Origin of the sequence: Methylosinus sp. LW3 (genome assembly GCF_000527115.1) — a bacterium.
Lineage (GTDB): Bacteria > Pseudomonadota > Alphaproteobacteria > Rhizobiales > Beijerinckiaceae > Methylosinus.
Map to the genome: position 1 here is coordinate 563,869 of NZ_AZUO01000001.1, position 24,400 is coordinate 588,268.

The 24,400-nt window shown below is 65.2% G+C and carries 20 protein-coding genes; 8 read left to right on the top strand and 12 right to left on the bottom strand.

Annotated elements, in window-relative coordinates:
• Window positions 1-39: 39 nt before the first annotated feature.
• From METLW3_RS0102765 to METLW3_RS0102780, 4 genes are all read right to left on the bottom strand, one after another.
• Window positions 40-1,359 carry a di-heme oxidoredictase family protein gene (locus METLW3_RS0102765; RefSeq protein ID WP_024878478.1) on the bottom strand — a complete coding sequence of 440 codons (1,320 nt, stop codon included), beginning with the start codon at window positions 1,357-1,359 and terminating at the stop codon, window positions 40-42.
• Window positions 1,356-2,738, bottom strand: coding sequence for an extracellular solute-binding protein (locus METLW3_RS0102770; protein ID WP_245267214.1), 1,383 nt, complete (start codon window positions 2,736-2,738; stop codon window positions 1,356-1,358). The genes METLW3_RS0102765 and METLW3_RS0102770 overlap by 4 nt, the downstream gene beginning before the upstream one ends.
• A 242-nt stretch (window positions 2,739-2,980) precedes the next feature.
• Window positions 2,981-3,772: a TOBE domain-containing protein gene (locus METLW3_RS0102775; RefSeq protein ID WP_024878480.1), complete on the bottom strand. Its 792-nt coding sequence runs from the start codon at window positions 3,770-3,772 to the stop codon at window positions 2,981-2,983.
• 56 nt (window positions 3,773-3,828) lie between these two features.
• Entirely contained in the window at window positions 3,829-4,770 is a 942-nt protein-coding gene (locus tag METLW3_RS0102780) for an N-acetylmuramic acid 6-phosphate etherase (protein WP_024878481.1), read from the bottom strand.
• A gap of 152 nt (window positions 4,771-4,922) precedes the next feature.
• Between METLW3_RS0102780 and METLW3_RS0102785 the strand changes: the two genes are divergently transcribed.
• The gene (locus METLW3_RS0102785) at window positions 4,923-5,954 is read left to right on the top strand and encodes an SIS domain-containing protein (protein WP_024878482.1); all 1,032 of its coding nucleotides are present in this window, start codon (window positions 4,923-4,925) and stop codon (window positions 5,952-5,954) included.
• Window positions 5,951-7,111 (top strand): N-acetylglucosamine-6-phosphate deacetylase, encoded by a 1,161-nt coding sequence (gene nagA, locus METLW3_RS0102790; RefSeq protein WP_024878483.1) that lies wholly within the window; start codon window positions 5,951-5,953, stop codon window positions 7,109-7,111. Before METLW3_RS0102785 ends, nagA begins: the two co-directional genes overlap by 4 nt.
• 10 nt (window positions 7,112-7,121) lie before the next feature.
• On the opposite strand, the gene METLW3_RS0102795 is transcribed toward nagA, so the two are convergent.
• The gene (locus METLW3_RS0102795; protein ID WP_024878484.1) at window positions 7,122-8,120 is read right to left on the bottom strand and encodes a glycoside hydrolase family 3 N-terminal domain-containing protein; all 999 of its coding nucleotides are present in this window, start codon (window positions 8,118-8,120) and stop codon (window positions 7,122-7,124) included.
• 131 nt (window positions 8,121-8,251) lie between these two features.
• Between METLW3_RS0102795 and METLW3_RS0102800 the strand changes: the two genes are divergently transcribed.
• The 3 genes from METLW3_RS0102800 (at window position 8,252) to METLW3_RS0102810 (ending at window position 9,878) form a co-directional block, all read left to right on the top strand.
• A complete protein-coding gene (locus METLW3_RS0102800; RefSeq protein WP_024878485.1) occupies window positions 8,252-9,181 on the top strand; it encodes a DMT family transporter in 930 nt (309 codons plus the stop codon).
• Between the two features lie 81 nt (window positions 9,182-9,262).
• Window positions 9,263-9,451 (top strand): DUF3008 family protein, encoded by a 189-nt coding sequence (locus METLW3_RS0102805; protein ID WP_024878486.1) that lies wholly within the window; start codon window positions 9,263-9,265, stop codon window positions 9,449-9,451.
• A gap of 25 nt (window positions 9,452-9,476) precedes the next feature.
• Window positions 9,477-9,878, top strand: coding sequence for a four-helix bundle copper-binding protein (locus METLW3_RS0102810; RefSeq protein ID WP_024878487.1), 402 nt, complete (start codon window positions 9,477-9,479; stop codon window positions 9,876-9,878).
• 98 nt (window positions 9,879-9,976) lie between these two features.
• Here the strand turns inward: METLW3_RS0102810 and METLW3_RS0102815 are convergent, their stop codons facing one another.
• Window positions 9,977-10,612 carry a TetR/AcrR family transcriptional regulator gene (locus METLW3_RS0102815; protein WP_024878488.1) on the bottom strand — a complete coding sequence of 212 codons (636 nt, stop codon included), beginning with the start codon at window positions 10,610-10,612 and terminating at the stop codon, window positions 9,977-9,979.
• 178 nt (window positions 10,613-10,790) lie between these two features.
• Here METLW3_RS0102815 and METLW3_RS0102820 point away from each other — a divergent pair, with 178 nt between their 5' ends.
• Genes METLW3_RS0102820 through METLW3_RS0102830 form a run of 3 tightly spaced genes read left to right on the top strand, consistent with a single transcriptional unit; the run spans window position 10,791 to window position 16,734 of the window.
• Window positions 10,791-12,449: an efflux transporter outer membrane subunit gene (locus METLW3_RS0102820; RefSeq protein WP_024878489.1), complete on the top strand. Its 1,659-nt coding sequence runs from the start codon at window positions 10,791-10,793 to the stop codon at window positions 12,447-12,449.
• On the top strand, window positions 12,439-13,599 hold the full coding sequence (locus METLW3_RS0102825; RefSeq protein WP_036291345.1) for an efflux RND transporter periplasmic adaptor subunit: 1,161 nt from the start codon (window positions 12,439-12,441) through the stop codon (window positions 13,597-13,599). The genes METLW3_RS0102820 and METLW3_RS0102825 overlap by 11 nt, the downstream gene beginning before the upstream one ends.
• 15 nt (window positions 13,600-13,614) lie before the next feature.
• Window positions 13,615-16,734, top strand: coding sequence for an efflux RND transporter permease subunit (locus tag METLW3_RS0102830; RefSeq protein ID WP_024878491.1), 3,120 nt, complete (start codon window positions 13,615-13,617; stop codon window positions 16,732-16,734).
• Between the two features lie 61 nt (window positions 16,735-16,795).
• Here METLW3_RS0102830 and METLW3_RS0102835 read toward each other — a convergent pair whose 3' ends face one another.
• From METLW3_RS0102835 to hypF, 6 genes are read right to left on the bottom strand one after another with little or no spacing between them, the layout of a single operon-like run.
• Window positions 16,796-18,187 (bottom strand): ATP-binding protein, encoded by a 1,392-nt coding sequence (locus METLW3_RS0102835; RefSeq protein ID WP_024878492.1) that lies wholly within the window; start codon window positions 18,185-18,187, stop codon window positions 16,796-16,798.
• Window positions 18,174-19,670, bottom strand: coding sequence for a sigma-54 dependent transcriptional regulator (locus METLW3_RS0102840; RefSeq protein WP_198022732.1), 1,497 nt, complete (start codon window positions 19,668-19,670; stop codon window positions 18,174-18,176). The genes METLW3_RS0102835 and METLW3_RS0102840 overlap by 14 nt, the downstream gene beginning before the upstream one ends.
• Before the next feature lie 30 nt (window positions 19,671-19,700).
• Window positions 19,701-20,750, bottom strand: a complete 1,050-nt coding sequence (hypE, locus tag METLW3_RS0102845; protein ID WP_024878494.1) for a hydrogenase expression/formation protein HypE — start codon at window positions 20,748-20,750, stop codon at window positions 19,701-19,703.
• A complete protein-coding gene (gene hypD / locus METLW3_RS0102850; RefSeq protein WP_024878495.1) occupies window positions 20,747-21,880 on the bottom strand; it encodes a hydrogenase formation protein HypD in 1,134 nt (377 codons plus the stop codon). Before hypD ends, hypE begins: the two co-directional genes overlap by 4 nt.
• Entirely contained in the window at window positions 21,877-22,107 is a 231-nt protein-coding gene (locus METLW3_RS0102855; RefSeq protein WP_024878496.1) for a HypC/HybG/HupF family hydrogenase formation chaperone, read from the bottom strand. The genes hypD and METLW3_RS0102855 overlap by 4 nt, the downstream gene beginning before the upstream one ends.
• 4 nt (window positions 22,108-22,111) lie before the next feature.
• Window positions 22,112-24,388, bottom strand: coding sequence for a carbamoyltransferase HypF (gene hypF, locus METLW3_RS0102860; protein WP_024878497.1), 2,277 nt, complete (start codon window positions 24,386-24,388; stop codon window positions 22,112-22,114).
• Window positions 24,389-24,400: the final 12 nt, after the last annotated feature.

Below are 24,400 nucleotides of genomic sequence, written 5' to 3' on the forward strand. Positions count from 1 at the left end.
GGGGACGGTGAAGGAGGGGGCCTTTGCGAATGGTCGCCATTAGAGCGACCCCAAAAATGTGAGCAGCTCTCCCCGCTCCTCGCGCGTCAGGCTGCGAAACCGCTGCGCTGCGCCCTCCGCCTCTCCGCCGTGCCAGAGGATCGCCTCTGTGACGGTGCGGGCGCGGCCGTCGTGGAGAAAATCCACGGGCGTTCCAAAGCGGCCGGCAAGGCCGAGGCCCCAAAGCGGCGGCGTGCGCCAGTCGCGCGGGCCGGCTTCGAAATCCTCGCGTCCGTCGGCGAGCCCTTCGCCCATGTCGTGCAGCAGAAGATCGCTATAGGGATGAATTTCGGTCCCGCTCAGCCAGGGCGCGAAGCCGACCGGGCCGAGCTTCATCGTCTCGCGATGGCAGGCGGCGCAGCCGATCTCGCGGAACAGCGCCTCGCCTTTGGCGACGCGCGGATCGTCCTGATTGCGGCGAGCGGGCACGGCGAGGCCGCGCATATAGGCGAGCGAGGCCTCGAGCCGCGTGTAGGTCAGCTCGATCTCCTGCCCCGCCGCCGCGCGGCATTCCGGCTGCGCAGCGGTGCAATTGGGCTCGGGGAAGAGATAGGAGGAGATTCCGATATCCTCGGCGAAGGCGTTGGCGATCTGCTGGCGCAAATCCGGCTGATTTGCCTTGAGGCCGAAGCGGCCGAGCGCCATGCGGCCGGCCGCCATGTCATAGACATGGTTCGGCCGGCCGCGGCCCTGGCCCACCGCATGGCGCGTTATCTCATTGTCCGGCACGGCCTCGAGCAGGCCGAGGCCGAACACCGGCGGCGCATTGCGCAGCGAGATCCGCACATTGTCGCCGAGCGGCCCATAGGCGAGATCGCGAAAGGAGAGGTGCGGACGACGCAGCGAGACGGTCTCTCCGTCTGCCAGCCGCGTCTCGACCTCGTCGAACGTCACGATCGCGCGGCCCTCGCCCGGCACGCTGGGAATGCCCTCCGGATTGAGCTGGCCGCCATAGGCGGGATGCGGCAGGGGGCCGCCATGGGCGTCGCGGCCGGGCAGTCCGAGCCGCACCACCATGGCGCGGGCGATGCCATTCTCCGGGTCCGGCGCCGGGCCGCGGCCGTTCTTCACATGGCAGGCGATGCATGAGAGCCGATTATAGAGCGGTCCCAGCCCTGTGATCTCGGTCTGAACCTGCGAGGGGCCGATCACCCAGGCCTGATGGAACAGCGCGCTTCCCTGCCGGAAGCCGCGCAGAAAACCCTCGTCCAGCCCGGCCAGGGGCCGGGAGAAAGCGTCGCCGTCGAGCTTGGGGTTCTCATAGGGCGCGCCGGCGGAGAGAAAAAGCAGCGCGAAGGGAAGGAGAAGCCGCCGCCTCACAGACGCTGCTCGGCGGAAGCGACAAGGCTCAGCGCCTCGGCTCGGGCCGATGAAATTTCTGCGCGCCAACGGGCGGCGAGGTCGCCGTCCTTCAGCTCGCGGCTGGAAAAACGATCGAGAAATGCGGAATCTTTCGCCTGGGCCTCAGAAATAGGCGTGAAGCCGGCGAGCTTGCGCGCCTTCGCCACAGCGGCGGCGCCGGCAGAGTCGGGGGCGGCGGCGAGCCGCGCCTCGGCGGCGTGAATGGCCCGCCAAAGGCGCTGCGTCTCGGTGTGGCGCTCGGTGATGGCGAGATCGAACATCACGCTGACGACGCCGGGCCGCCGCCGGCCGATCTCGGCGTCATAAGGATAGAAGGTTCCCGGCGGCAGGGCGAAGGGGTTGACCACGGCCGCCGGCTTGCCGGCATAGGCGTCCGGGCGGGCCGGATGGCGGCTGCTGTCGGCCTCCATCATCAGCTTCTGGCCCTTGGAGGAGAGCGCGAAATCGACGAAGGCCTTGGCCGCCGAAAAACGCTGCGTGCCGGCCGTGATGGCGATATGGGCTGGCAGAAAGGCGGTCTTCTCCGGATAGACGAAGGAGATGGATTCGCCATTGGCCAGCGCGTTGAAGGCGAAGAAGTCGATGGTCAGGCCGAGCGCCGCATGGCCGTCCTTGACGCTCGCCGTCGGGCCGGAGCCGGAGCCCAGCAGCTCCGCGCCGCCGGCGATTTCCGCCAGCAGCGCCCAGCCGCGCTCCCAGCCTTCCGACTGCAGCACGATGTCATAGAGCGCCGGCGAGAAGCCCACCTTGGCCGGAATCGGCATGACAATGCGGCCGGCATAGGCGGGGGAGGCGAGGTCGCTCCAGCTCTTTGGCGGCTTTAGCCCGTCGCGCGCGAGCGCGGCCGGATCGACCACGATCCCATAGCCGGCGACGTCATAGGCCTCGAACAGGCCGTTCGGGTCGGAGAGGAGCTGATCGCCGAGCCGGCCGGGCAGAGCGGCGCGATCGACCGAGAATTTCTGAAAGGCGCCGCGGTCGCGCAATATAGGGAAATTTCCGAGAGCGGGCGCCCAATAGACATCGGCGCCGCCCTGGTCCTTGTCGCTCAGCAGCGCGAGCGCGTCGCGCGACTGCTTCCAGACGAATTGGACGTGAACGCCGGGATAGACCTTCTCGAACTCCGCCTCATAGCGCGTCGTCAGCTCTTCCGGGAAGGAGGTGACGACGACAAGGCGCTCGTCCGCCGCCCGCGCGGGCCTGCCGAGCAAAGCGACGCCGAGCGCGGAAGGGATCGCCGCCAGCACATTGCGGCGGCTGGGAAGAAGGGCGAGGCGACTCGCTATGTCGAGGCGATACATAATGAAAACATAAAAGCGCCGCCGCGGGCGTGTCAATCGACGCGAGCGCTCATTTTATCGGCGGGCAGCCCGCTGATTGATCTTTCTACCAGCGATAGAGAATTCGATTGTCATACCCGATCCGCTTGATTGGTTCGGTGTCATTCCCGACGCTCGCAAAGCGAGCGATCGGGAATCCAGAGCAAAACCAGCGCTTTTGTGGCTCTGGATTCCCGGTCGGGCTTTCAGCCCGCCGGGAATGACAAGCCACAATGCGAGCGGTTCAAACGGAAATCGTATCAGTCGACCGCGAGGATGACGTCGGTCGGGCTGAAGCTGGCGACGGCCCGCTCGCCCTCGGCAATGCCGAGGTCTTCCGCCGTCTGGCGCGGCACGACGGCGTGCATCGTCTTGCCCGCGCCAATGTCGAGCAGGACCTCGCTGTTGCGCTCCGCGTCGATTCGCCGCCGCACCACGCCGACGAATTGATTGCGCACGCCGGGGGGCGTGTGCTCGGGCGTGGTGAGATGAACGAAGGAGGATTTGATCAGCGCCAGAGTCTTGCGTCCCGGCTCGAGGCCCAGCTCCACCGCCGAGTCATTGGTGACGATGGCGTGAATGGAGGTCTCCGGCGACACGCGCAGCGTCACCTCGACATCGACCGGCCATTTCTTCACCGAGACGACTTCCGTCTGGAATACATTGCGCGCAGAAATTTTTACGCCCACGCTCCAAAGGAGAAAATCATCCTGATCCTCGAGCCCCTCCTCGGCGATGAGCGAGGAGATGCGCGACAGCCGCTCCTCCAGCCGATGAAATGTGGCGATGAGCCGGCGCCCTTCCGTCGTCACCTCCGCGCCGCCGCCGGAGCGGCCGCCGGCCTTTGTCACAAAGGCGGGGCTGGGCAGAAGATTATTGATGGCGTTCACAGCATCCCACGCCGTCTTATAGCTGAAGCCGACGACCTTCGCGGCCTTGGTGATGCTGCCATATTCGGCGACCGCCTCCAAAAGCTTGATGCGATCGCGTCCGACCAGGAAACGTCCTTCGCTGCGAAGCGCCAGCAGCGCGTCGATCTTGTTGACTGTCATGGCTCTCGCGAATCCTTTCCGGCGAATATTTATTATACCTCTTCGCCGAAGACGCATCAAAATTCGGGCCGATGGGCCTCCGTCACGCCGGATTTTTTCGGTCCCTCGGCCGGCGCGCCGGCGAGCGCCTCCACCGCGCGGCGCAAATGACCGCGCGATCCTTCGAGCGCGGCGCGCGCTTCGCCGAGCCCATGGCCCTCGAGCAGCAGATAGGCCAGCTTCACGCTGCCGCCCGCGCGACGCAGCGCCGCGCCTATCTCCGCGCTCTCGCGTCCGGTGAGCCGCGCCAGAATGCGCTCGCTGCGACGCGCGAGCTTTTTGTTGGAGGCCTGCACATCGACCATCAGCCCTTCATAGACGCGGCCTTGCAGAATCATCACCAGCGATGACAGCATCAGCAGCGCGACGCGCTGCGCCGTGCCGGCCTTCATGCGCGTCGAGCCTGCGATCGCTTCCGATCCCGTGTCGAGAAATATCTCATGCTCCGCTTCGGCGAGCAGCGGCGCGTCGCGATTATTGGCGACGCCGATCGTCAAGGCGCCATGCCGCGCCGCCTCGCGCAGGCAGGCGAGGGTGAAGGGCGTCGTGCCGCTCGCCGCGACGGCGATGACGACATCGGCCTCGCCGATCGCATGGCGGCGCATCAGCTCGGCGCCGCGTTCGGTCTCGTCCTCGGCGCCTTCCACGGCTTTCAGCAGCGCGTCGTCGCCGCCCGCCATCAGCAGCAGCAGGCGCTCCTGTGGCCAGCTGAAGGTCGGCGTCAGCTCGGCGCCGTCCTGCACCGCGAGCCGGCCCGATGTTCCGGCGCCGACATAGACGATGCGTCCGCCGCGCGCGAGGCGCCGCACGACCGCGAGCGCCGCCGCTTCCATCGCAGGACGCGCCGCGCGCACGGCGGCGACAGCGGCGAATTGCCCTTCGATCATCGCGTCGAGAATCTCGCTCGGCTCCCATGCGTCGATCGATGAATAGCGTGGGCTCGGACGTTCCGTTTCCATGTGACGCCTCCTTACGGAACAGTTCGTCCTTCGCAGTGGAATTCGCAAGCGAAGACGCTGCCGCGCAAAGGATTTCGCGCTCGCTCGAAGCGCGCTCCCGTGCCATAAGGGGCGCGGGCGGGGGGCGTGACAGAGCTGCAGCAGAGCCGCCGATGATCATGCAAGACAATCAAATGGCGATCGAAGCGCGCGAGGCGCCGCATGCGGTCGCAAGACAACAGGGGCTCATCGCCCCGCGCCTCGCGCCGCTCGTCGCGCGCTTGCGCGATGTAAATCCGCGCGTCGTCGTCACTTGCGCGCGCGGCAGCTCCGCTCACGCGGCGACATTCGCAAAGCATCTCATCGAGCGTGGACTCGGCCTGCCGGTCGCCTCCGCCGCGCCGAACATCACCAGCGTCTATGGCGGCGCGCTGCGGCTCGACGGCCAATTCTTTCTCGCGATCTCGCAATCGGGCGGCAGCAATGATCTCATAGAGCAGGCCGCCGCCGCGCGCCGCAGCGGCGCCGTCACCGCTTGCCTCGTCAATGAGGTCGAGAGCGAGCTCGCCGCGCAATGCGAGTTCGTTCTGCCAATGGCCGCAGGACCGGAATTCGCCGTGCCGGCGACGAAGACCTTCATCGCCTCGCTCGCCGCGCTGGCGCGTCTCGTCGCGCTTTGGTCTCAGGATCGCGCGCTCGAGGACGCGCTCGCGCGTCTGCCGGAGCGGCTCGCGCGCGCGGCCGAGCTCGATTGGTCGCGAATGGTGGACGCCTTCTCGCGCGCGGAAAGTCTCGTCGCCATAGGACGCGGGCCGACGCTGGCCATAGCACGCGAAGCGGCGCTGAAGCTGAAGGAGACGGCCAATCTCCATGCGGAGGCGTTCAGCTCCGCGGAATTCATGCATGGACCGGTGTCGCTGGTCTCGCCGCTCTATCCGATCCTGATGCTGACGCCGACCGATGAGGCGGCGAGCGGCATGCGTCGTCTGGCCGAGGATTTGCGCGGCAAAGGCGCGGCTCTGTTCACGACGGATCGCGAGGATGAGACGCGCAATCGCTTGCCGACGATCGCATCCGATCATCCCGAGACCGACGCCATCTGCCTCATTCAGAGCTTTTACGCCATGGCGGCGCGGCTCGCAGCGGCGCGCGGCGTCGATGTCGATCGCCCGCGCCATTTGCAAAAGGTGACGCGCACGCGATGAGCGAGGAGTCGCGCCGAACGATCGCCGCCGACGTCGTCTTCGACGGCGAAACGGCGCATCGCGACTGCGCGGTGGTGATAGAGGGCGAGAACATCGTCTCGCTCATTTTGCGTCGCGAGATTCCGCGCGGCGCCGATGTGCTCGAGCTGCCGAAAGGCGTCTGGCTCGCGCCGGGCTTCATCGATATTCAGGTGAATGGCGGCGGCGATGTTCTGTTCAACGATTCGCCGACGCCGGAGGCGATCGCGACGATCCTTCGGGCGCATCGCAAATTCGGCACGACCTCGCTGCTGCCGACTCTCATCACCGACACGGATGAGAAGATGATCGCGGCCAAGCGCGCCGTGACCGACATTCTCCCACATGCGCCCGGCGTGCTCGGCGTGCATTTCGAAGGCCCGTTCATCTCGCCGGAGCGGCTCGGCGTGCATCGCGCCGATCTCCGTCGCGCGCCATCGCCGCATCATATCGAGATGCTCGCGCCGCCGCCGGGCGGCGTGTCGCTCGTCACCCTCGCGCCGGAGGAGGCGCCGCCGGGCTTCATCACCGAGCTCGTCGCCGCCGGCTGCAAAATTGCGCTCGGCCATTCCATGGCGAATTACGCGCAGACGCGCGCGGCGATGGCGGAAGGACTGACCGGCTTCACCCATCTCTTCAACGCAATGCGTCCGCTCGCGAACCGCGAGCCGGGGCCGATCGCGGCGGCGCTCGAATCTTCCTCCGCCTCTTACGGGCTCATCGTCGATGGCGAGCATGTCGATCCGGCGATTTTACGCCTCGCTCTGCGCGCCGGCCTCGGCCATCCCATGCTCGTCACCGACGCAATGCCGCCCGTCGGCGGCGACGGACGCGGATTCGCCTTACAGGGCAGGGAGATTCTCGTAGAGGATGGACGCTGCGTGACGGCGGAGGGCACGCTCGCCGGCGCTTCGCTGGATATGGCGAGCGCGGTGCGCAATTGCGTCGCGCTGCTCGATCTTCCGCTCGAGCGCGCGCTCGTCCTCGCTTCCGCCAATCCGGCGAATTTCCTGGGGCTCGGCAAAAGGCTCGGCCGGCTCGTCGCCGGCTATCGCGCCGATATGACGGCCTTCGATCCGCAGAGCCTTCGCATCGTTTCGACCTGGGTCGCCGGCGAGCGCTCCGCCGAGGAATGGTGAGGCGCGCGCTTCACGCCTTGAGGCGCCGGATGCGCTCGATCGCGGCCTGAGCATTGGCGCGCAGAGACGCATCCGTCTCGCAGGCGTCGAGAAGCTTCTGCGCATAGCGCGCCGATTCGTCCTGCTCGTCCTTCATATTATTGCCGATGAGGATGAAATCCGCGCCGGCGCGCAAGGCGCGCAGCGCGGCCTCCTCCGTCGTCATCAGCTTTTGCACGCCCTGCATCTGCAGATCGTCGGTCACGACCACAGTCTGCGGCGCCCATTGCCGCAATTTACGAATGGCGACGGAAGAGAGACAGCAGGGCGTGTCCTTCTCCCACTGATTCACCACGCCATGGCTGAACAGAACCATGGGAATGCGCGGCGCCAGCGTCTCGAAGATTTTCACTTGCGTGTCGGTGATGCAATCGGAGAGATCCATCACATGATCGTGCGGATTGACCTTGGCGCCGCCCGTGCCGGGAAAATGCTTCAGGCACAGTTTCAGCCCGGTCGCGCGCGCGACCTCGACCAGCGCTGCGACGCAATCCTCCACGATGCGTGGATCGGCGGAGAAGCTGCGTTGCGCCGAGCCGATGTCGGGACTGTCGGGATTTATGTCGAGATCGACGACGGGGGCGAGATCGGCGTCAATGCCGAGATCGCGCATTTCCGCATAGGCGGGACGCAGCGCGTCGAGCCGCTCCTGTTTTGTCAGCCGGCCGAATTGGCGCGCGCTCGGCAGCGGCGCGAAGCCGCGCTCCTCCTTCAGCCGCCGCACTTTGCCGCCCTCCTGATCGATGAAGATCAGCGGCCGCGTCGGCAGCGCGTGAATCTCTTCGCAGAGCGCCTTCACCTGCGCGGGTGAGAAGATGTTGCGCTCATATTTGCGATCCGTGCAGTCGTAATCGAAGAGGATGACGCCGCCGAGCCCATAGTCGCGCGCGAAATCGCGCATCCAAGGCGGGACATGCGGCGTGCGGAAGCCGAGCAGGAACAGCTCGCCTATGGGAAGATAGGAAGACATTGGCGTGAGATGGCGCAGCGATGAGCGAGGTCAAACGGGGCCGCGACGAAAATATGGCGAAAAGGAGAGGCTCGCGCTTTCGGCTCCGCTCGATTATGAGTGCGGCGCAGCTTCGAAGGGGAGAGAATCCGATGAGCGATGGTGTCGCCGAAAGCGCTCCGCAGACGGCGCGGTACGCCACGGGCGCGATTTTCGGCGTTTCCGCCGTCACCATTTGGGCGACCTGGCTCGTCGTCACGCGGCTCGGCGTGACGACGACGCTCTCGGTCTATGATCTCACAATGCTGCGCTTCGGCGCCGCCGGCGTGCTGCTGTTTCCCATCGTGCTGCGCAAAGGGCTCGCGCTCGAGCGGCTCGGCCCTTTGCGTCTCCTCATTCTCGTCTGCAGCGCCGGCGCGCCTTATGTTCTCGTCGCCGCCAGCGGGCTCAGGCTCGCGCCGGTCGCTCATGCGGGCGCGCTGCTGCCGGGCTCCATGCCGCTCTTCGTCGCGCTGCTGTCGTTTCTACTCACGCGGGAACGCTTCACCGCGAGCCGCCTCATCGGCTATGCGCTCATCGCTCTGGGCGGCGCGGCCATTGCGGGGCCGGGCGCATTGTCATTCGGCGAGACGCAGATCGGGCATATTCTGCTTTTGAGCGCGGCTTTCGTCTGGGCGGGCTATGCGATCGTGCTGCGCGCGTCGGGCCTCGATTCGCTGCATGCCGCGGCGCTGGTCTCGACAGGCTCGCTCATTCTCTATGGGCCGCTCTATCTCGCCTTTCACGGCTTGCATGGAATGGACGCGCCGCTGCGCGACATTGTGATTCAGACCTTGTTCCAAGGCGTCATGGTGTCGATCGTGGCGCTGTTTCTCTTCGGCAAAGGCATAGAGCTGCTCGGCGCTTCGGCGGGCGCTGCCTTTTCGGCTCTGGTGCCGCCCATGGCGGCGCTGATCGCCGTTCCGATGCTCGGCGAAATCCCTTCGCCGATAGAGCAGATCGCGCTGCTCTGCGTGTCCATCGGCGTCTATCTCGCGAGCGGCGGCCGAGCGCCGCGCTGGAGCATGCCGCGGCGCGGCTGAAGGAACCTCTCCGGCGCGAAGGGGTTATCCTCCGCCCCGCGTCGCCTTCCCGCGGCGCGAGACGTCGAAGGGGAGGAGCCCATGCCCGCCAAATCAAAGGCTCAGCAAATGGCCGCCGGCGCTGCGCTGGCGGCTAAGCGCGGCGAGATTCCAAAGAGCGAGCTCAAAGGAGCCTCGCGCTCGATGCTCGACTCCATGACCGAGAAGCAGCTCGAGGAATTCGCCGCCACCAAACGCAAGGGCAAGCCGGAGCACGCGGCCAAATCCTGAAGCAAATCTCAAGGAGGGACGACTCATGCATGTGGAAGCCATCATCGCCAGCCATCCGCAAATGCGCGGCCGCGCCGACGCCGCGCTCGTCGGCTGCGTCGAAGCCTGCTTCGATTGCGCGCAGGCCTGCGCCGTTTGCGCCGACGCCTGCCTCACCGAGGAGAATGTCGCCGATCTTCGTCGCTGCATAAGGCTCGATCAGGATTGCGCGGACATATGCCTCGCGGCGGGCGCCATCGCGTCGCGACGCAGCGCGACGGATGAGACGGCGATGCGCTCCGTTCTACAGGCCTGCGTCGATATGTGTCGCGCCTGCGAGAAGGAGTGTCGACGCCACGCCAAGCATCACGAGCATTGTCGCATCTGCGCGGATGTGTGCAAGGAATGCGAGAGCGCCTGCCGCCGCGCGATGGGACCTGCGCATTAGAGCGCTTTCCGATCGGACGGAATCGTCCGATCGATGCGTGGCGACGCGCGTCGCGCCAAATTCTCCCCTCTCCCGCGAAAGCGGGAGAGGCGGAAGCGCTAAGGCGCATAGGCCTTCAAGAACACGGCGAGGCCGGACTCCATCACCCGCTCATATTCCGCCTCGCTGCGCAGCTCCAATCCCAGCGCCACGCGCATGGGCAAATCGGAGACGGTGAGATGCAGCAATTGCTCCGCCGCCATCTGCGCGTCGTCGAAGGCGAGCAGGCCTTTCGCCTTCGCCTCGTCGAGATAGCCGGAGACGAGATCGAGGACATTCTGCTTGCCGCTGTTGAAATAGAGATGGCAGAGCTCGGGGTAGCGCCAGCGCTCGCTCGACACCGCCTTGAAAAAAGCGGCCCATTCCCGGGTCAGGAAGCGGGCGACGAAATGCGCGCAGAGCTCGCGTAGCGCCTGCTCGGCGCCGAGGTCGAAATCGGGCTTGGGGACATCGACGCATTTTTGGCTGCATTCGATCTCGATGAGATTGCGAAACAGCGCTTCCTTGCTGGGGAAATAGGCGTAGAGCGTCGCTTTCGACACGCCCGCCGCGCGCGCGATTCCGTCCATGGACGTCTCGGCGAAGCCCTGCTCCAGAAATTGAGTCCGAGCCGCCGAGAGGATCTGACACTCCTTGCGATTCGGCACATGGTCTGTGGCCGGCTCCGTCGCGGTCGCCTCCGCTTCCTCGGTCATATGCTCAGGTCCAACCCCGTCATTCTGTCCCTCCTCCCGCAGCAGTCCCACGCAGGCCTTGTCTCAGCCTTTGCGTTGCTTTTCCATCCCCGGGAAAAACTGAACCGTTCAGTTTTAGCATTGACATGCGGGCTCTGCATTAATATTAAAACTGAACGGTTCAGTTTTCGAGAGGGTCATGCCGAAATTTTCGCGACGCCGCTTCCGACAAGCGAAAACCGCGCCTCATGTGGGAATCCCGCCCGCCGCCGCTCGCAGCGCCGCTGCTTTCGCAGCGCTGACGCTGTCCGCATGTGCGGTCGGGCCTGATTTTGTTCCGCCTCCCGCTCCGGCGAGCGCTGGCTATGGCAAGATTGGCGCTTCCACCGAATCCGCGGCGGCCGCCGGCGGCGCCTCGCAGCGCTTCGCCCATGGCCGCGATGTGCCCGGCGAATGGTGGAAGCTGTTCCGATCCAAGCAGATTTCCGCGCTTGTCGCCGAGGCGGTGGCGAACCACCCGGACATAATGGCGGCCGAGGCGGCGCTGCGGCAGGCGCGCGAGACGATAGAGGCCAATTCGGCGACCTTCCTGCCGCAGGCGACGCTCGGCGACAGCTATCAGCGCCAGCAGTCGACGACGGCGCAATATTCCGGCCTCACTTCCTCTAGCTCGTCGTCATCATCGTCTTCGTCCTCCTCGTCCAGCTCCAGCTCGACCTTCGTCTATGGCTTGCACAACGCAAATGTGTCGGTGTCCTTCGCGCCGGATGTGTTCGGCAAGTCCTGGCGCACGCTGGAGAGCGACACGGCCGCCGCCGAGCAGAAGCGCTTCCAGCTCGAGGCGACCTATCTCGCGCTCACCGCCAATGTCGTCACCGCGGCCATCGCCGACGCCTCCTACGCCTCGCAGATCAAGGTGACGCGCGATCTCATCGCCGCCTATCGCACGCAGCTCGATCTGCTCGAGAAGCGCTTCGAGCTCGGCGCCGTCAGCCAGGCGGATGTGCTGTCCGAGCGCGCGCAGCTCGCGCAGGCGCAGGCCACTCTGCCGCCGCTGGAAAAAGCGCGCGCGCAGAACCGCAATCTGCTGATGGCCTATCTCGGCCGCTTCCCCAACGCCGACAAAGGCGAGGCGGTCGATCTCTCCGGCCTGCGCCTGCCCGGCGAATTGCCGGTCAGCCTGCCGTCGACTCTGGTGCGCCAGCGGCCGGATATTCTCGCATCGGAGAATCAGCTGCATCAGGCCAGCGCGGAGATCGGCGTCGCCACGGCGAACATGCTCCCGCAATTCTCGCTCACCGCGACGGGCGGCGCGCAGGCGACGAATTTCACCACTTTGTTCACGCCGCAGACAATGGTCTACACGCTCGCCGCCCAGGCCTCGGCGAAGGCCTTCGACGCCGGCTCGCTGTTCCACACGCGCGAGGCCAAGGTCGCGGCCTTCGAGCAGTCGGAGGCGCAATATCGCTCCACCGTCATCTCCGCTTTCCAAAATGTCGCCGATTCTCTGCAGGCGGTGAAATACGACGCCGGCACGCTGCGTGCGCAAGTGGCGGCGGAAAAAGCCGCAGCGGAAAGCCTCGAGATCGCGCGCGCGCAATATCGCGCCGGCTCGACGACCTATTCGATCGTGCTCAACGCCGAGCAGACTCTGCTCACCGCGCGGCTCAACCGCGTGAAGGCGCAGGCGGCGCGCTTCGCCGATACGGCGGCGCTGTTGCAATCGCTCGGCGGCGGCTGGTGGAACCGCATCGACGAGACGCCGGCCTCGCAGGCCAAACCCACGGATATTATCGCTACATCGCCGATCGCCGCGGCGATCAGAGCCCAGGCGGAGGAAGCTCGAGATGGTCGCTAGAACCTTGCTGCAGGATCGTTTCGGACCCATGGCGAAGCCGATGGCGATCATGCTCGCGATCGTCGCGCTCGTCTTCGGCGGACTCTATGGCTTCAACGTGTTTCGCAACACGATGATCAAGGGCTTTCTCGCCTCCATGGCCAACCCGCCGCAGACCGTCTCGGTCACGACCGCGGGCTATCAGGAATGGCGGCCCAAGCTCACTGCAGTCGGCACGTTTCGCGCGGTGAACGGCGCCGATCTCTCGCTGGAGGCCTCCGGCATCGTCGAGAAGATCCACTTTCAATCCGGCCAGCAAGTGGAGGCGGGCCAGCTGCTGCTGGAATTGCGCAAGGACACCGATCTCGCCAAGCTCGCCTCGCAAAAGGCGGCCGCAGAGCTCGCCGGCATAAATCTGCGGCGCGATCAGGCGCAGCTGAAGATTCACGCCGCGAGCCAGGCGACGGTCGACACCGATCTCGCCAATCTCAAAAGCGCCGAGGCGGAAGTCGCGCAGCAGGAGGCGGTGATCGCGCAAAAGACATTGCGCGCGCCCTTCGCCGGGCGGCTCGGCATTCGCGCGGTCGATCTCGGCCAATATATCGGCGCCGGCTCTGTCATCGTGACGCTGCAGGCGCTCGATCCCATCTATCTCGACTTCACTTTGCCGCAGCAGGCTCTGAACGGCATAGAGGTCGGCCAATCGATCGACGCCGGCGTCGATGCGTTTCCGAATAAGAAATTCACCGGCAAGATCGTCGCGATCAACTCCAAGGTGGATCAGGCGAGCCGCAATGTGCAGGTGCGCGCCAGCCTCGCCAATTCCGCTCTCGAGCTGAAGCCCGGCATGTTCGCGCAGATCGACATTGCGACCGGCAAGCCCGAGCGCCTCATCACCCTGCCGCAGACGGCGATCGTCTATGCGCCTTTCGGCAATTCCGTGTTTCTCGTGCAGAAGCCGGATGAAAAAGGCGCAGGCCTTTCGGCGCATCAGACCTTTGTGCGCCTCGGCGCGACGCGCGGCGACGAGGTCGCCGTGCTGGAGGGCGTGACGGAGGGGGCGACCGTCGTCACCGCCGGACAGGTGAAGCTGAGAAACGGTTCGCCGCTGAATATTTCCGACACGCAGCAGCCGCCGGTCGATCCCAATCCCAAGCCCGTGGATCAGTGAACGGAGACGACGAACATGCGTTTCACCGACATTTTCGTGCGTCGCCCGGTGCTCGCCTCCGTGGTGAGCCTCTTGATCCTGGTGCTGGGCCTGCGCTCGCTCTTCACCTTGCCGACGCTACAATATCCGCGCACGCAAAACGCCGTCGTGACGGTGACGACCTCCTATTTCGGCGCTGATCCGGCGACCGTCGCCGGCTTCGTCACCACGCCGCTCGAGAACGCCATCGCGCAGGCGAACGGCATCGATTATCTCACCTCGACGAGCCAGGTCGGCACCAGCACCATCACCGCCAATCTGCGGCTCAACTATGATTCCGGCAAGGCGCTGACCGAGATCAGCACCAAGATCGACTCGGTGCTCAATCAGCTGCCGTCCGCTGTGCAGCGGCCGGTCATCACGGTGAAGATCGGCCAGACCACCGACGCCATGTATATCGGCTTCAATAGCGATATTCTGACATCGAGCCAGGTCACCGATTATCTGATCCGCGTCGTGCAGCCGCGCCTGCAATCCGTGCCGGGCGTGCAGACGGCGGAGCTCATCGGCGGCAAGACCTTCGCGCTGAGAGCATGGCTCGATCCGGTCAAGCTCGCCGCCTATGGCCTCACCGCCAGCGAGCTCTCCGCCTCGCTGCAGGGCAATGACTATATCGCCGGCCTCGGCTCGACCAAGGGCGAGATGGTGCAGGTCACGCTCACCGCGGCCACCTCGCTGCATTCGCTCGAGGAGTTCCGCAATCTCGTCGTCAAGCAGGTGAACGGCGCCAATGTGAAGCTGCGGGACGTCGCCAATGTCACGCTCGGCTCGGAGGATTACGAATCCGCCGTGGCCTTCAATGGCAAGCAGGCGGTGTATATTGGCATTCTCGTCGCGCCCAACGCCAATCTTCTCGATGTCGTCAAAGGCGTGAAAGAAGCCTATCCCGACATTTTGAAATCGCTGCCGCAGGGTCTCAACAGCGATATCGTCTATGACACGACCGACTTCGTGAACAGCTCCATCGACGAGGTGATTCACACGCTGATCGAGGCGATACTCATCGTCACCGGCGTCGTGTTCATGTTCCTCGGCTCCTGGCGCTCGGTGGTCATACCGATCGTCGCCATTCCGCTGTCGCTCATCGGCACATTCACCATTCTGCTGGCGCTCGGCTTCTCGATCAATCTGCTCACCCTGCTGGCGCTGGTTCTGGCGATCGGCCTCGTCGTCGACGACGCGATCATCGTCGTCGAAAACGTCAATCGCCATCTCGCCGACGGCATGAAGCCTTTCGACGCGGCCTTCCAGGCGGCGCGCGAGCTCGCCGGTCCGATCATCGCGATGACCATCGTGCTGATCGCCGTCTATGTGCCGATCGGCTTTCAGGGCGGCCTTACCGGCGCGCTCTTCGTCGAATTCGCCTTCACTCTGGCGGGAGCCGTGACGGTCTCCGCCGTCATCGCGCTGACGCTGTCGCCGGTGAGCTGCGCGCTGGTGTTGAAAGCGCCGCATCGCGGCGAGGAGACGCTGGAAACGCGCATCATCGAATTCATCGACGCCAAGATGGATTGGGTCAAGGATCGCTATCAGCATCTGCTGGCGCGTTCCCTGCATTTCGTGCCGGTGACGCTCGCTTTCGGCGGCATTGTGCTCGCGAGCATCTTTTGGCTCTATTCGAATTCGAAGAACGAGCTCGCGCCCAATGAGGATCAAGGCGTCGTCTTCGCGCAATCCACCTCTGCGCCCAACGCCACATTGCAGCAGAAGCTCTTCTATGGCGATCAGGTCTACAAGACCTTCGCCAAGCATCCGGAGATGACCAGCTCGTTCCAGATCGTCACGCCTGGCCTCATCTTCGGCGGCCTCGTTCTCACGCCGCCGGACAAGCGCAAGATCACCGCCGAGCAGATGCAGCAGACGCTGCAGCAGGAGCTCGCGCGCTCCGTTCCGGGCCAGCGTCTCGTCACCTTCCAGCCGCAGCCGCTGCCGGGCTCCAATGGTCTGCCGATTCAATTCGTCGTGCAGAGCACCGACACATTCGACAAGATGAACGATATCTCGCGCGACTTCCTCTCCAAGGCGCTGGCGACGGGCAAGTTCATGTTCCTCGACACCGATCTGAAGATCGACCAGCCGCAGATGTCGCTCGTCATCGATCGCGAGAAGACGGCGCAGCTCGGCTTGCGGATGCTCGACGTCGGCGGCGCGCTCACGACCGGATTGAGCGGCGGCTACACGCAATATTTCGGATTGGACGGGCGCTCGTACAAGGTCATCCCGCAGATGGCGCAACAGTTCCGGCTCAATCCCGATCAGATCTTGAACTATTACATCAAGACCGCGGACGGCTCCTCCGTGCCGCTGTCGACGGTGGCGAAGTTCCAGACCATGGTCGTGCCGGAGTCGCTCAATCACTTCCAGCAGATCAACTCCTTCACCATTTCCGGCGTCGCCGCTCCCGGCGTCATCGCCGGCGAGGCGCTGGAGACGTTGAAGGAAGTCGCCGCAAAAACGCTGCCGCCGTCCTACACGATCGACTATGCCGGCTCCTCACGGCAATTCGTGCAGGAGTCGAGCGGCTTTGCCGGGACCTTCGGCTTCGCGCTCATCATCATCTTCCTGGCGCTCGCGGCGCAGTTCGAGAGCTTCCGCGATCCGCTCATCATTCTCGTCTCCGTGCCCATGTCGATCGCCGGCGCGCTCGTCTTCATCATGCTGGGCTTCGGCGGCGCGAGCATCAACATCTACACGCAGGTGGGCCTCGTCACGCTGATGGGCCTCATCAGCAAGCACGGCATTCTCATCGTCGAATTCGCCAATGAGCAGCAGCATCTCGGCAAGTCGAAATATGACGCGATCATAGAAGCGACGTCGATCCGCCTGCGGCCGATCCTCATGACGACGGCGGCGATGGTGCTCGGCGTTCTGCCGCTCATCATGGCGAGCGGCGCCGGCGCGGCCTCGCGTTACAATATGGGCCTCGTCATCGCCTCTGGCCTGTCGATCGGCACATTGTTCACGCTCTTCGTGCTGCCGGCGGTCTATCTCGTGCTCGCCGCCGATCACTCGAAAACGCGCGAAGCGAGCGCTGTCGATCTCGAGGACGCGCATCACGCGCACGCCGAGACTAAAATTCGCGTTGTCGCCTCCTGAGGAGACGACATATGCGGAGCCGAAGACTCGCGGCCTTCCGCCCCACTCGGGCCGCGGGTCTTCAGGTTCGCAACTCGCGCGTCTCGGCTTCCGTCGCGCGCGGCAGCCGCAGCGTGAAACGCGCGCCGCCTTTGGGCGATGTGTCGTATTCGATAGAGCCGCCATGCTCATGGGCGATGGAATAGCTGATCCATAGGCCGAGCCCCGTGCCTTCGCCGACCGCCTTTGTGGTGAAGAAAGGCTCGAAGATGCGGCTGCGCAGCGCCTCCGGCACGCCCTTGCCATTGTCCTCGACGATCACGATCGCACAATCGTCTTCGCCGCGCGCGGTGATGGAGACGATCGGCCGCTCCGCCTCGCGCACCGCGTCGAGCGCATTGTCGATGAGATTGACCAGCACGGAATGAATCTGTCCGCTCTGTCCCGAGGCGTAGAGCTCCGGCTCGAGATCGGCGACGATGCGCGCTTTCGCCTTCTTGCTGCGCGAGGCCCATTGCGCGGCGGTCTCCACCACTTTCGACAATGACACCGCCTCGCGCGGCGCCTTGGTGCTGAAGGAGAGGCGGCGCAAATTCTTGACGATCTCGCTGATGCGCACAGCGCCCTCCAGCGTGCCGTCGATCAGCGGCTCGAGATCGGCGAGAATGGCGTCTATGCCGCTCGCGCGTCGCAGCTTCTCGCGCTCCTTCGCGCTCGCGCCCGCATGGATCGCCTCGAGATAGGCGGCGATCCCCTTGCGATAGCGGTCGAGCGTATGAATATTGCCATAGACGAAGCTGATCGGATTATTGAGCTCATGCGCGACGCCGGCGACGAGCCGGCCGAGGCTCGCCATCTTCTCCTGCTCGACGAGGCGCGATTGCGCCTGCTGCAGATCGACATGGGCGCGATGCAGCGCCTCATAGGCGCGGCGCAATTCGCCGATCGGCCGGCCAGTGAAGACCGCGCCGGCTCTGCGCCCATCCGAGTCGAACAGCGGCGAGCAATTGATCGCCATGAGATCGGAAGGGCCGTTGCTCGTGCGAAAGCGCAATTCGACGCTGGTCGGATCGCGCGCCTGGCCGGCGACGATGGCGGCGGCGCGCGCCTCGTCCTCCGCGACGAACAGCGCCGCGACCGAGGCGCCTTTCAGCTCCGCCTCGCCGTGTCCGGAGAGCGCCTCGAAAGCGGGATTGACCTGCAGAATCGCGCCGCGCTCGTCGCAGACGATCAGCACGTCGGAGACGGAGGCGATGACGCTCTGAATGAAATTGCGCGCCGCTTCCAGCTCGCCATTCTTGCGCTCGAGATCGGCCTCATAGCCGATGAGGTCCGCATAGACCTCGTCCATCTTCTTGATGACCTCGAGCCAGACGGACTCGCCGCCTTCCGACAGCGCAATCTCCTCCTTGCCCGCGACGAGCGCGATGAGATCGCCATGCTTGGCGTAGGATTTGACGTCAGCTTTCGTCATCGACGACGCGGGAGATGTCATAGCGGGCGATCTTGCTGCGCAGGCCGACGCGCGACAGTCCGAGCTCGTCGGCCACATGGCTGATGTTGCGTCCGTTGCGCTCCAGCGATTCCTTGATCAACGCGCATTCCAGCATCTCGACGCGCTCCTTCAGCGTGAAGCGCTGCTGGTCGTCGCATGCGGTCGTCGCGCGATGATCGGCGATGCAAGGCGACAGCAGGCCTGGAGGCAGATTGGCGTCGCCGTCGCTCAGCGCCACCATGCGCTGAATCTCATTGTGCAGCTCGCGCACATTGCCGGGCCAGCCATAGAGCTCCAACAGCCGCAGCGTTTCCGGCTCGAAGCCCGGCACGCGCCGATTGAAGGTCTGGTTCACGGCGACGAGTATGCGCGCGGCGATGATGGCGATGTCGCAGCGTCGCTCGACGAGCGGCGGCAGATGGATGGGAAAAGCGGCGAGACGATAATAGAGGTCGCGGCGAAAGCGTCCAGCCTCCACATCGGCGACGATATTGCGATTGGTGGCGGCGATGACGCGCACATCGACGCGGCGCGGGCGCTGTGCCCCGAGCGGCCGAATCTCGCCCTCCTGCAGCACGCGCAGCAGCTTCACCTGAAAGGAAGGCGATGTGTCGCCGATCTCGTCGAGAAAAATCGAGCCGCCATCGGCGACCTCGAACAGGCCGACGCGATCCTGATAGGCGCCGGTGAATGCGCCCTTCTTGCAGCCGAACAATTCGCTCTCGAGCAGTTCATCCGGCAGCGCGCCGCAATTTTCGACGACGAAACTCTTCTCGCCGCGCGCCGAGCCGTGATGAATGGCGCGCGCCAGCAGCTCCTTGCCCGTGCCCGAGGCGCCAGTGATGAGCACGGAAATATCGTATTCCGCCGCGCGCCGCGCTAGCGCGAGCGTCTGGCGCATCGGGCTTTCCGGCGCATGGACGATGCGGCCGAACTCGAACATGCGCCGTTCCGCGCGGCGCCTGTCGCTGGCGAGCCGCTGCAATCGCTCATGCGAGGGCTTGGCCTCGAGCGGCGGCGCGGCGCCGCCATCCTTCTGCGCCGCATAGAGCTGCGCGGCCTCACGCACCGATTGGATGAGCTTGTCGGGATCCCAGGGCTTGGTGACATATTGAAAAATGCCGGCCTCATTCACGCCGGCGATAATGTCTTCCGCATCCGTATAGCCGGAGATGATCATGCGCACCGGCTCCGGCCAATGCTCGCGCACGCGCGTCAAAAATTCGACGCCGCTCTCGCCCGGCATGCGCTGGTCGCAGAGGATCACCTGCACCAGATCGCCGGCGAGCACGGCCTCCGCCTCGGCGGCGCTGCTGGCGCAGACGATCTGAAACGCGCCGCCGAGCACGCGGCGCAGCGATTCGAGCGAACGCTTCTCATCATCGACGATGAGCACAGTGGCGCCGCGGGAGATCGGCGTCGCCTCGCTCTCCATCTCGCGGCTGTCCTCGCGCTTGTTCATCTCGACGCCTCGCCTCAAAACAAAAGGACTCTAGCAGATGCGCGGCAATTGCTCGCCGGAGAGCCAGTCGATGATACGGCCGCCGCCGAAGGCGGTCGTCATCTGCACGAAGCAATGCACATCGGCGACGATCTCGCCGATGTGCGCCGCCTGCACGCCGAGCGGATGCGCGCGCATCGTGGCGAGCAGCGCATCGGCGGCCTCGCGCGCAACCACTGCGAGGAGCTTGCCCTCATTGGCGACATGCAGAGGATCGAGCCCCAGCAGCTCACAGGCGGCGGCCACCTGCGGCGCGATGGGAATGGCTTTCTCGTCGATGCGCACGCCGACGCGCGATTGATGCGCGATCTCATTGAGCGTCGCCGCCACGCCGCCGCGCGTCGGATCGCGCATCAGGCGAATGGCGCCGCCCGCCGTCTCCACCATAGCGGCGACGAGCTCGTGCAGCGCCGCCGTGTCGGACAGCACCTCTGTATCGAAGGAGAGATTCTCGCGCTTCGACATCACCGCGACGCCATGATCGCCGATGGAGCCGGAGAGCAGCACGACATCGCCCGGCCGCGCCTTGTCGCCGGACAGCGTGAGCCCGGCCGGAATGATCCCGACGCAGCTCGTCGAGATGAAGACGCCATCCGCCTTGCCGCGCTCCACCACTTTGGTGTCGCCGGTGACGATGGCGACGCCGGCCGCGCGCGAGGCTTCGCCCATGCTCTGCGCAATCAGCTTCAGCTCGGCGAGCGGAAAGCCTTCCTCTATGATGAAGCTCGCCGACATATGCAGCGGCCGCGCGCCGGCCATGGCGATGTCGTTGATCGTGCCATGCACGGCGAGCTTGCCGATATCGCCGCCGGGGAAGAACAAGGGCGAGACGACATATCCGTCCGTGGTCATTGCCATGCGTCCGGCGGGAATGTCGAAGGCCGCCTGGTCATTCCCGGCGGCGAGCCATTCATTGTCGAAGGCGGCGTGAAAAATCTCGCCGATCAGCCGCGCCATGGCGCGTCCGCCGGAGCCATGCGAAAGCTCCACGCGGCCATTGCGGAGATCGAGCTTGCGGCCTGCCGGCTCGTGCTTGTTCATGACGCTTTCCGCGTTTCGTTTTGATATTGCCGGAATCTTCCATAAGCCCAATAGGCCGCGCAAGAGCCTTCCGAGGAGACCATGCAGGAGCCCATGGGCGTCTCCGGCGTGCAGGCGACGCCGAACAGCTTGCAGTCCTGCGGGCGCTTTTGTCCGCGCAGAATCGCGCCGCATTCGCAGGCCGGATTATCGCGCGCCGGCTTGGTCGCCACAGGGAAGCGGCGCTCCGCGTCAAATTCGGCGTAAGCTTCGCGCAGCTTCAGCGCGCTGTGCGGAATCTCGCCGAGCCCGCGCCATTCGAAGGCTTCGCGCAGCTCGAAAATCTCCGCGACTTCGTCGATGGCTTTGGCGTTGCCGCTCTCCGTCACGGCGCGGCGATATTGATTCTCGATCTCGCAGCGACCCTCGTTGATCTGTCTCACCAGCATCAAGATCGCCTGCAGCACATCCAGCGGCTCGAAGCCGGCGATGACGACAGGCTTGCGATAATCGGTCGAAAAGCGCCGATAGGGCGCGGAGCCGATGACGGTGGAGACATGCGCGGGGCCGACGAAGCCTTCGATCTCGACGCCATCATCGGTGTCGAGAATGGCCTGCATCGCCGCCGGCGTCAGCACATGATTGCAGAAGATCGAGAAATTCGTCAGGCCCTTCTTCTGCGCGAGGCGAATGGCGAGCGCGGTCGGCGGCGTGGTCGTCTCGAAGCCTATGGCGAAGAACACGACCTGGCGCTGCGGCTCCTTCTCGGCGATGGCGATGGCGTCGAGCGTCGAATAGACCATGCGAATATCGGCGCCGTCGGCCTTGGCCTTCATCAGGCTGGAGCCGCCGGAGGCGGGCACGCGCATCAGATCGGCATAGGTGCAGAGCGTGACCTCCTCGCGTGCGGCGAGGCGAATGGCGTCGTCTATGCGGCCCATCGGCAGCACGCAGACGGGGCAGCCGGGGCCGTGAATGAGGCGAATATTCTCGGGCAGCAGATCCTCAATGCCATAGCGCGAGATCGCATGCGTATGGCCGCCGCAAAACTCCATGAAGCGATATTGCCGATCGCTCTGCGCTTCTGCAGCGATGCGCTGCGCTATGGCGCGGGCGAGATCGCCGTCGCGATATTCGTCGACATGCTTCATTGTGCGTCTCCCAGCGCCGCGGCCTCGCGCAGCAGAGCGAGCGTCGCCATCGCCTCTTCCTCATCGATCTTGGCGAGCGCATAACCGACATGCAGCACGACATAATCGCCGATCGCGAGGCCATCGACGAGCGCGACGGACACCAGCTTGCCGACGCCATCGACGCTGACGCGCGCCATATCATCGGGCAGCAGCTCCTCAACGCGAGCGGGAATGGCGAGGCACATCTCGTTAGACCTTTCTCATTCGCGCAATATGGGCTTGGCCGAGCGAGAGTCCGCCGTCATTCGTCGGCGCCGCGCGCGCGAGCAGCGCTTCTATTCCAAAATCGCGAAGGCGCGAGACGAGGCCCTCCGCGAGAATTTTGTTCATCATGCAGCCGCCGCCGAGAGCGACGCGCGTTTGGCCGCGCGCCTGCGCCGCCGCGCGAAGCCATTGCGCGAGCGCTTCGATCAGCGTTCCATGAAACAGCTCGGCGCCTTGCGAGGCGGAGAGGCCCGGCTTCAGCAGCGCGGCGAAGAGCTTGGTCAGATCGAGAATGTCATTCTCGATGCTGTAGCCATTGGCCAGCGCGCGCGGGCTTTGGCACAGCGCCTCCAGCTCCATCGCCGCCTGTCCCTCATATTGCTGCACGAGCCGCACGCCGAGCAGCGCCGCGGCGGCGTCGAACATGCGGCCGAGGCTCGTCGTTCGAGCGACATTCGGCGCGCTCGCCAGCATCGCCACCTTGCCGGCGAGCTCCATGCCGGGAAAGCGATCGAACACATCGCCGCAGCGGTCCTGCGCGGCGAGCGCGGCGACGCCCATGCGCCAGGGCTCGCGCGCGGCGCGGTCGCCGCCGGGCAGCGGCAGAGGCGCGATATGGCCGAGCCGGCGCCAATGGCCTTCATCGACCAGCATAAGCTCGCCGCCCCAGGCGCCGCCGTCGTCGCCATAGCCATAGCCGTCGAGCGCAGCGCCGAGGATCGGGCCTTCGATTTTATGCTCGGCGGCGATGGCGGCGATATGTGCGGCGTGATGCTGCACGCGAATGACGGGCAGCCCCGTCTCTTCGGCGTAGCGCGTCGAGGCGAGATCGGGGTGGAGATCGCAGGCGACGCGCTCGGGCTTCACATCGAGAATATCGAGCATGCGCGCGATGGTCTCGCGATAGAAATCGATCGTCGCGCGATCGTCGAGCGAGCCGATATGCGTCGAGACGAAAGCCTCGCGTCCGCGCGTGACGGTGATGGTGGATTTGAGATGCGCGCCGAGCGCCAGAATGTCGGGGCCGTCATTCGCGAGAGCGATGGGCTCGGGAACAAAGCCGCGCGCGCGGCGCAGAAGCGCGGGCGCGCCGGCGATGATGGCGGCGACGCTGTCGTCGGCGCGCGCGACAATGGCGCGATCATGGCCGACGATGAGATCGGCGATGGAGGCGAGCTTCTCGCGCGCCTCTTCGTCATCGACGATCAGCGGCTCGCCGCTCGGATTGGCGCTGGTGGCGACGAGCGCCAGATCCGTGGCGGCGTGAAACAGCAGATGATGCAGCGGCGCATAGGGCAGAATGACGCCGATGCGTGAGAGTCCGGGGGCGACGGAAGGCGCGAAGTCTTCGCGCTTCTCGACGATGACGATGGGCCGCGCGCGCGATTGCAGCAGGCGCAGTTCTTCTTCGCTGAACAGGCCGGCGCGAGTCGCCGAAGCCGTGTCGGCGACCATAATGGCGAAGGGCTTGGCGTCGCGACCCTTGCGGCGGCGCAGCTCGGCGACGGCTGTTTCATCGCGCGCGTCGCAGAGGAGGTGAAAGCCGCCGATCCCTTTCAGCGCGACAATGCCGCCGCTCTGAAGAGTTACGACGATTTGCTGGATGAGCGCGGCGTGATGCGAGCCTGAAGGCTCGCGGTCCATAGCGGCGCCTAGACCGCGAGCCTTCAGGCTCGCATCATGCGGCCCCAGATACGCGAGTTGCGGACCGCATTTCGGGCAGGCGATCGGCTGCGCGTGAAAGCGCCTGTTGGTCGGATCGGCGTAATCGCGCGCGCAATCGTCGCACATTGCGAAAGGCGCCATAGAGGTTTGCGCGCGATCATAGGGCAGGCGCCGCGTCAGCGTGTAGCGCGGGCCGCAATGGGTGCAATTGACGAAAGGGTAGAGATAGAAACGGCTCTTCGGATCGAAGAGATCATTCAGGCAGTCGTCGCAGACGGCGGCGTCGGGCGTGATGCGCGTCCGTGTCTTGCCGTCGTGGCTCGGCTCGATCGAGAATTTGGCGTCGCGCAGTGGCGTGATCGTCTCGCATTCCAACGTGTCGATGCGCGCGAGCGGCGGCGGCTCGCGTTTCAGCGCCGCGACGAAATCATCGACGCGCGCGCCTTCCACCTCCATCAGTACGCCTTGCGAATCATTGCGCACGAAGCCGGCGAGCGCATAGCGATCGGCGAGCGAATGCACGAAGGGCCGAAAGCCGACGCCCTGCACGGCGCCGGTCACGCGCAGCCTCAGCCTCGTCGCCTCGCTCGACGGCATAAGCCTTTTCTC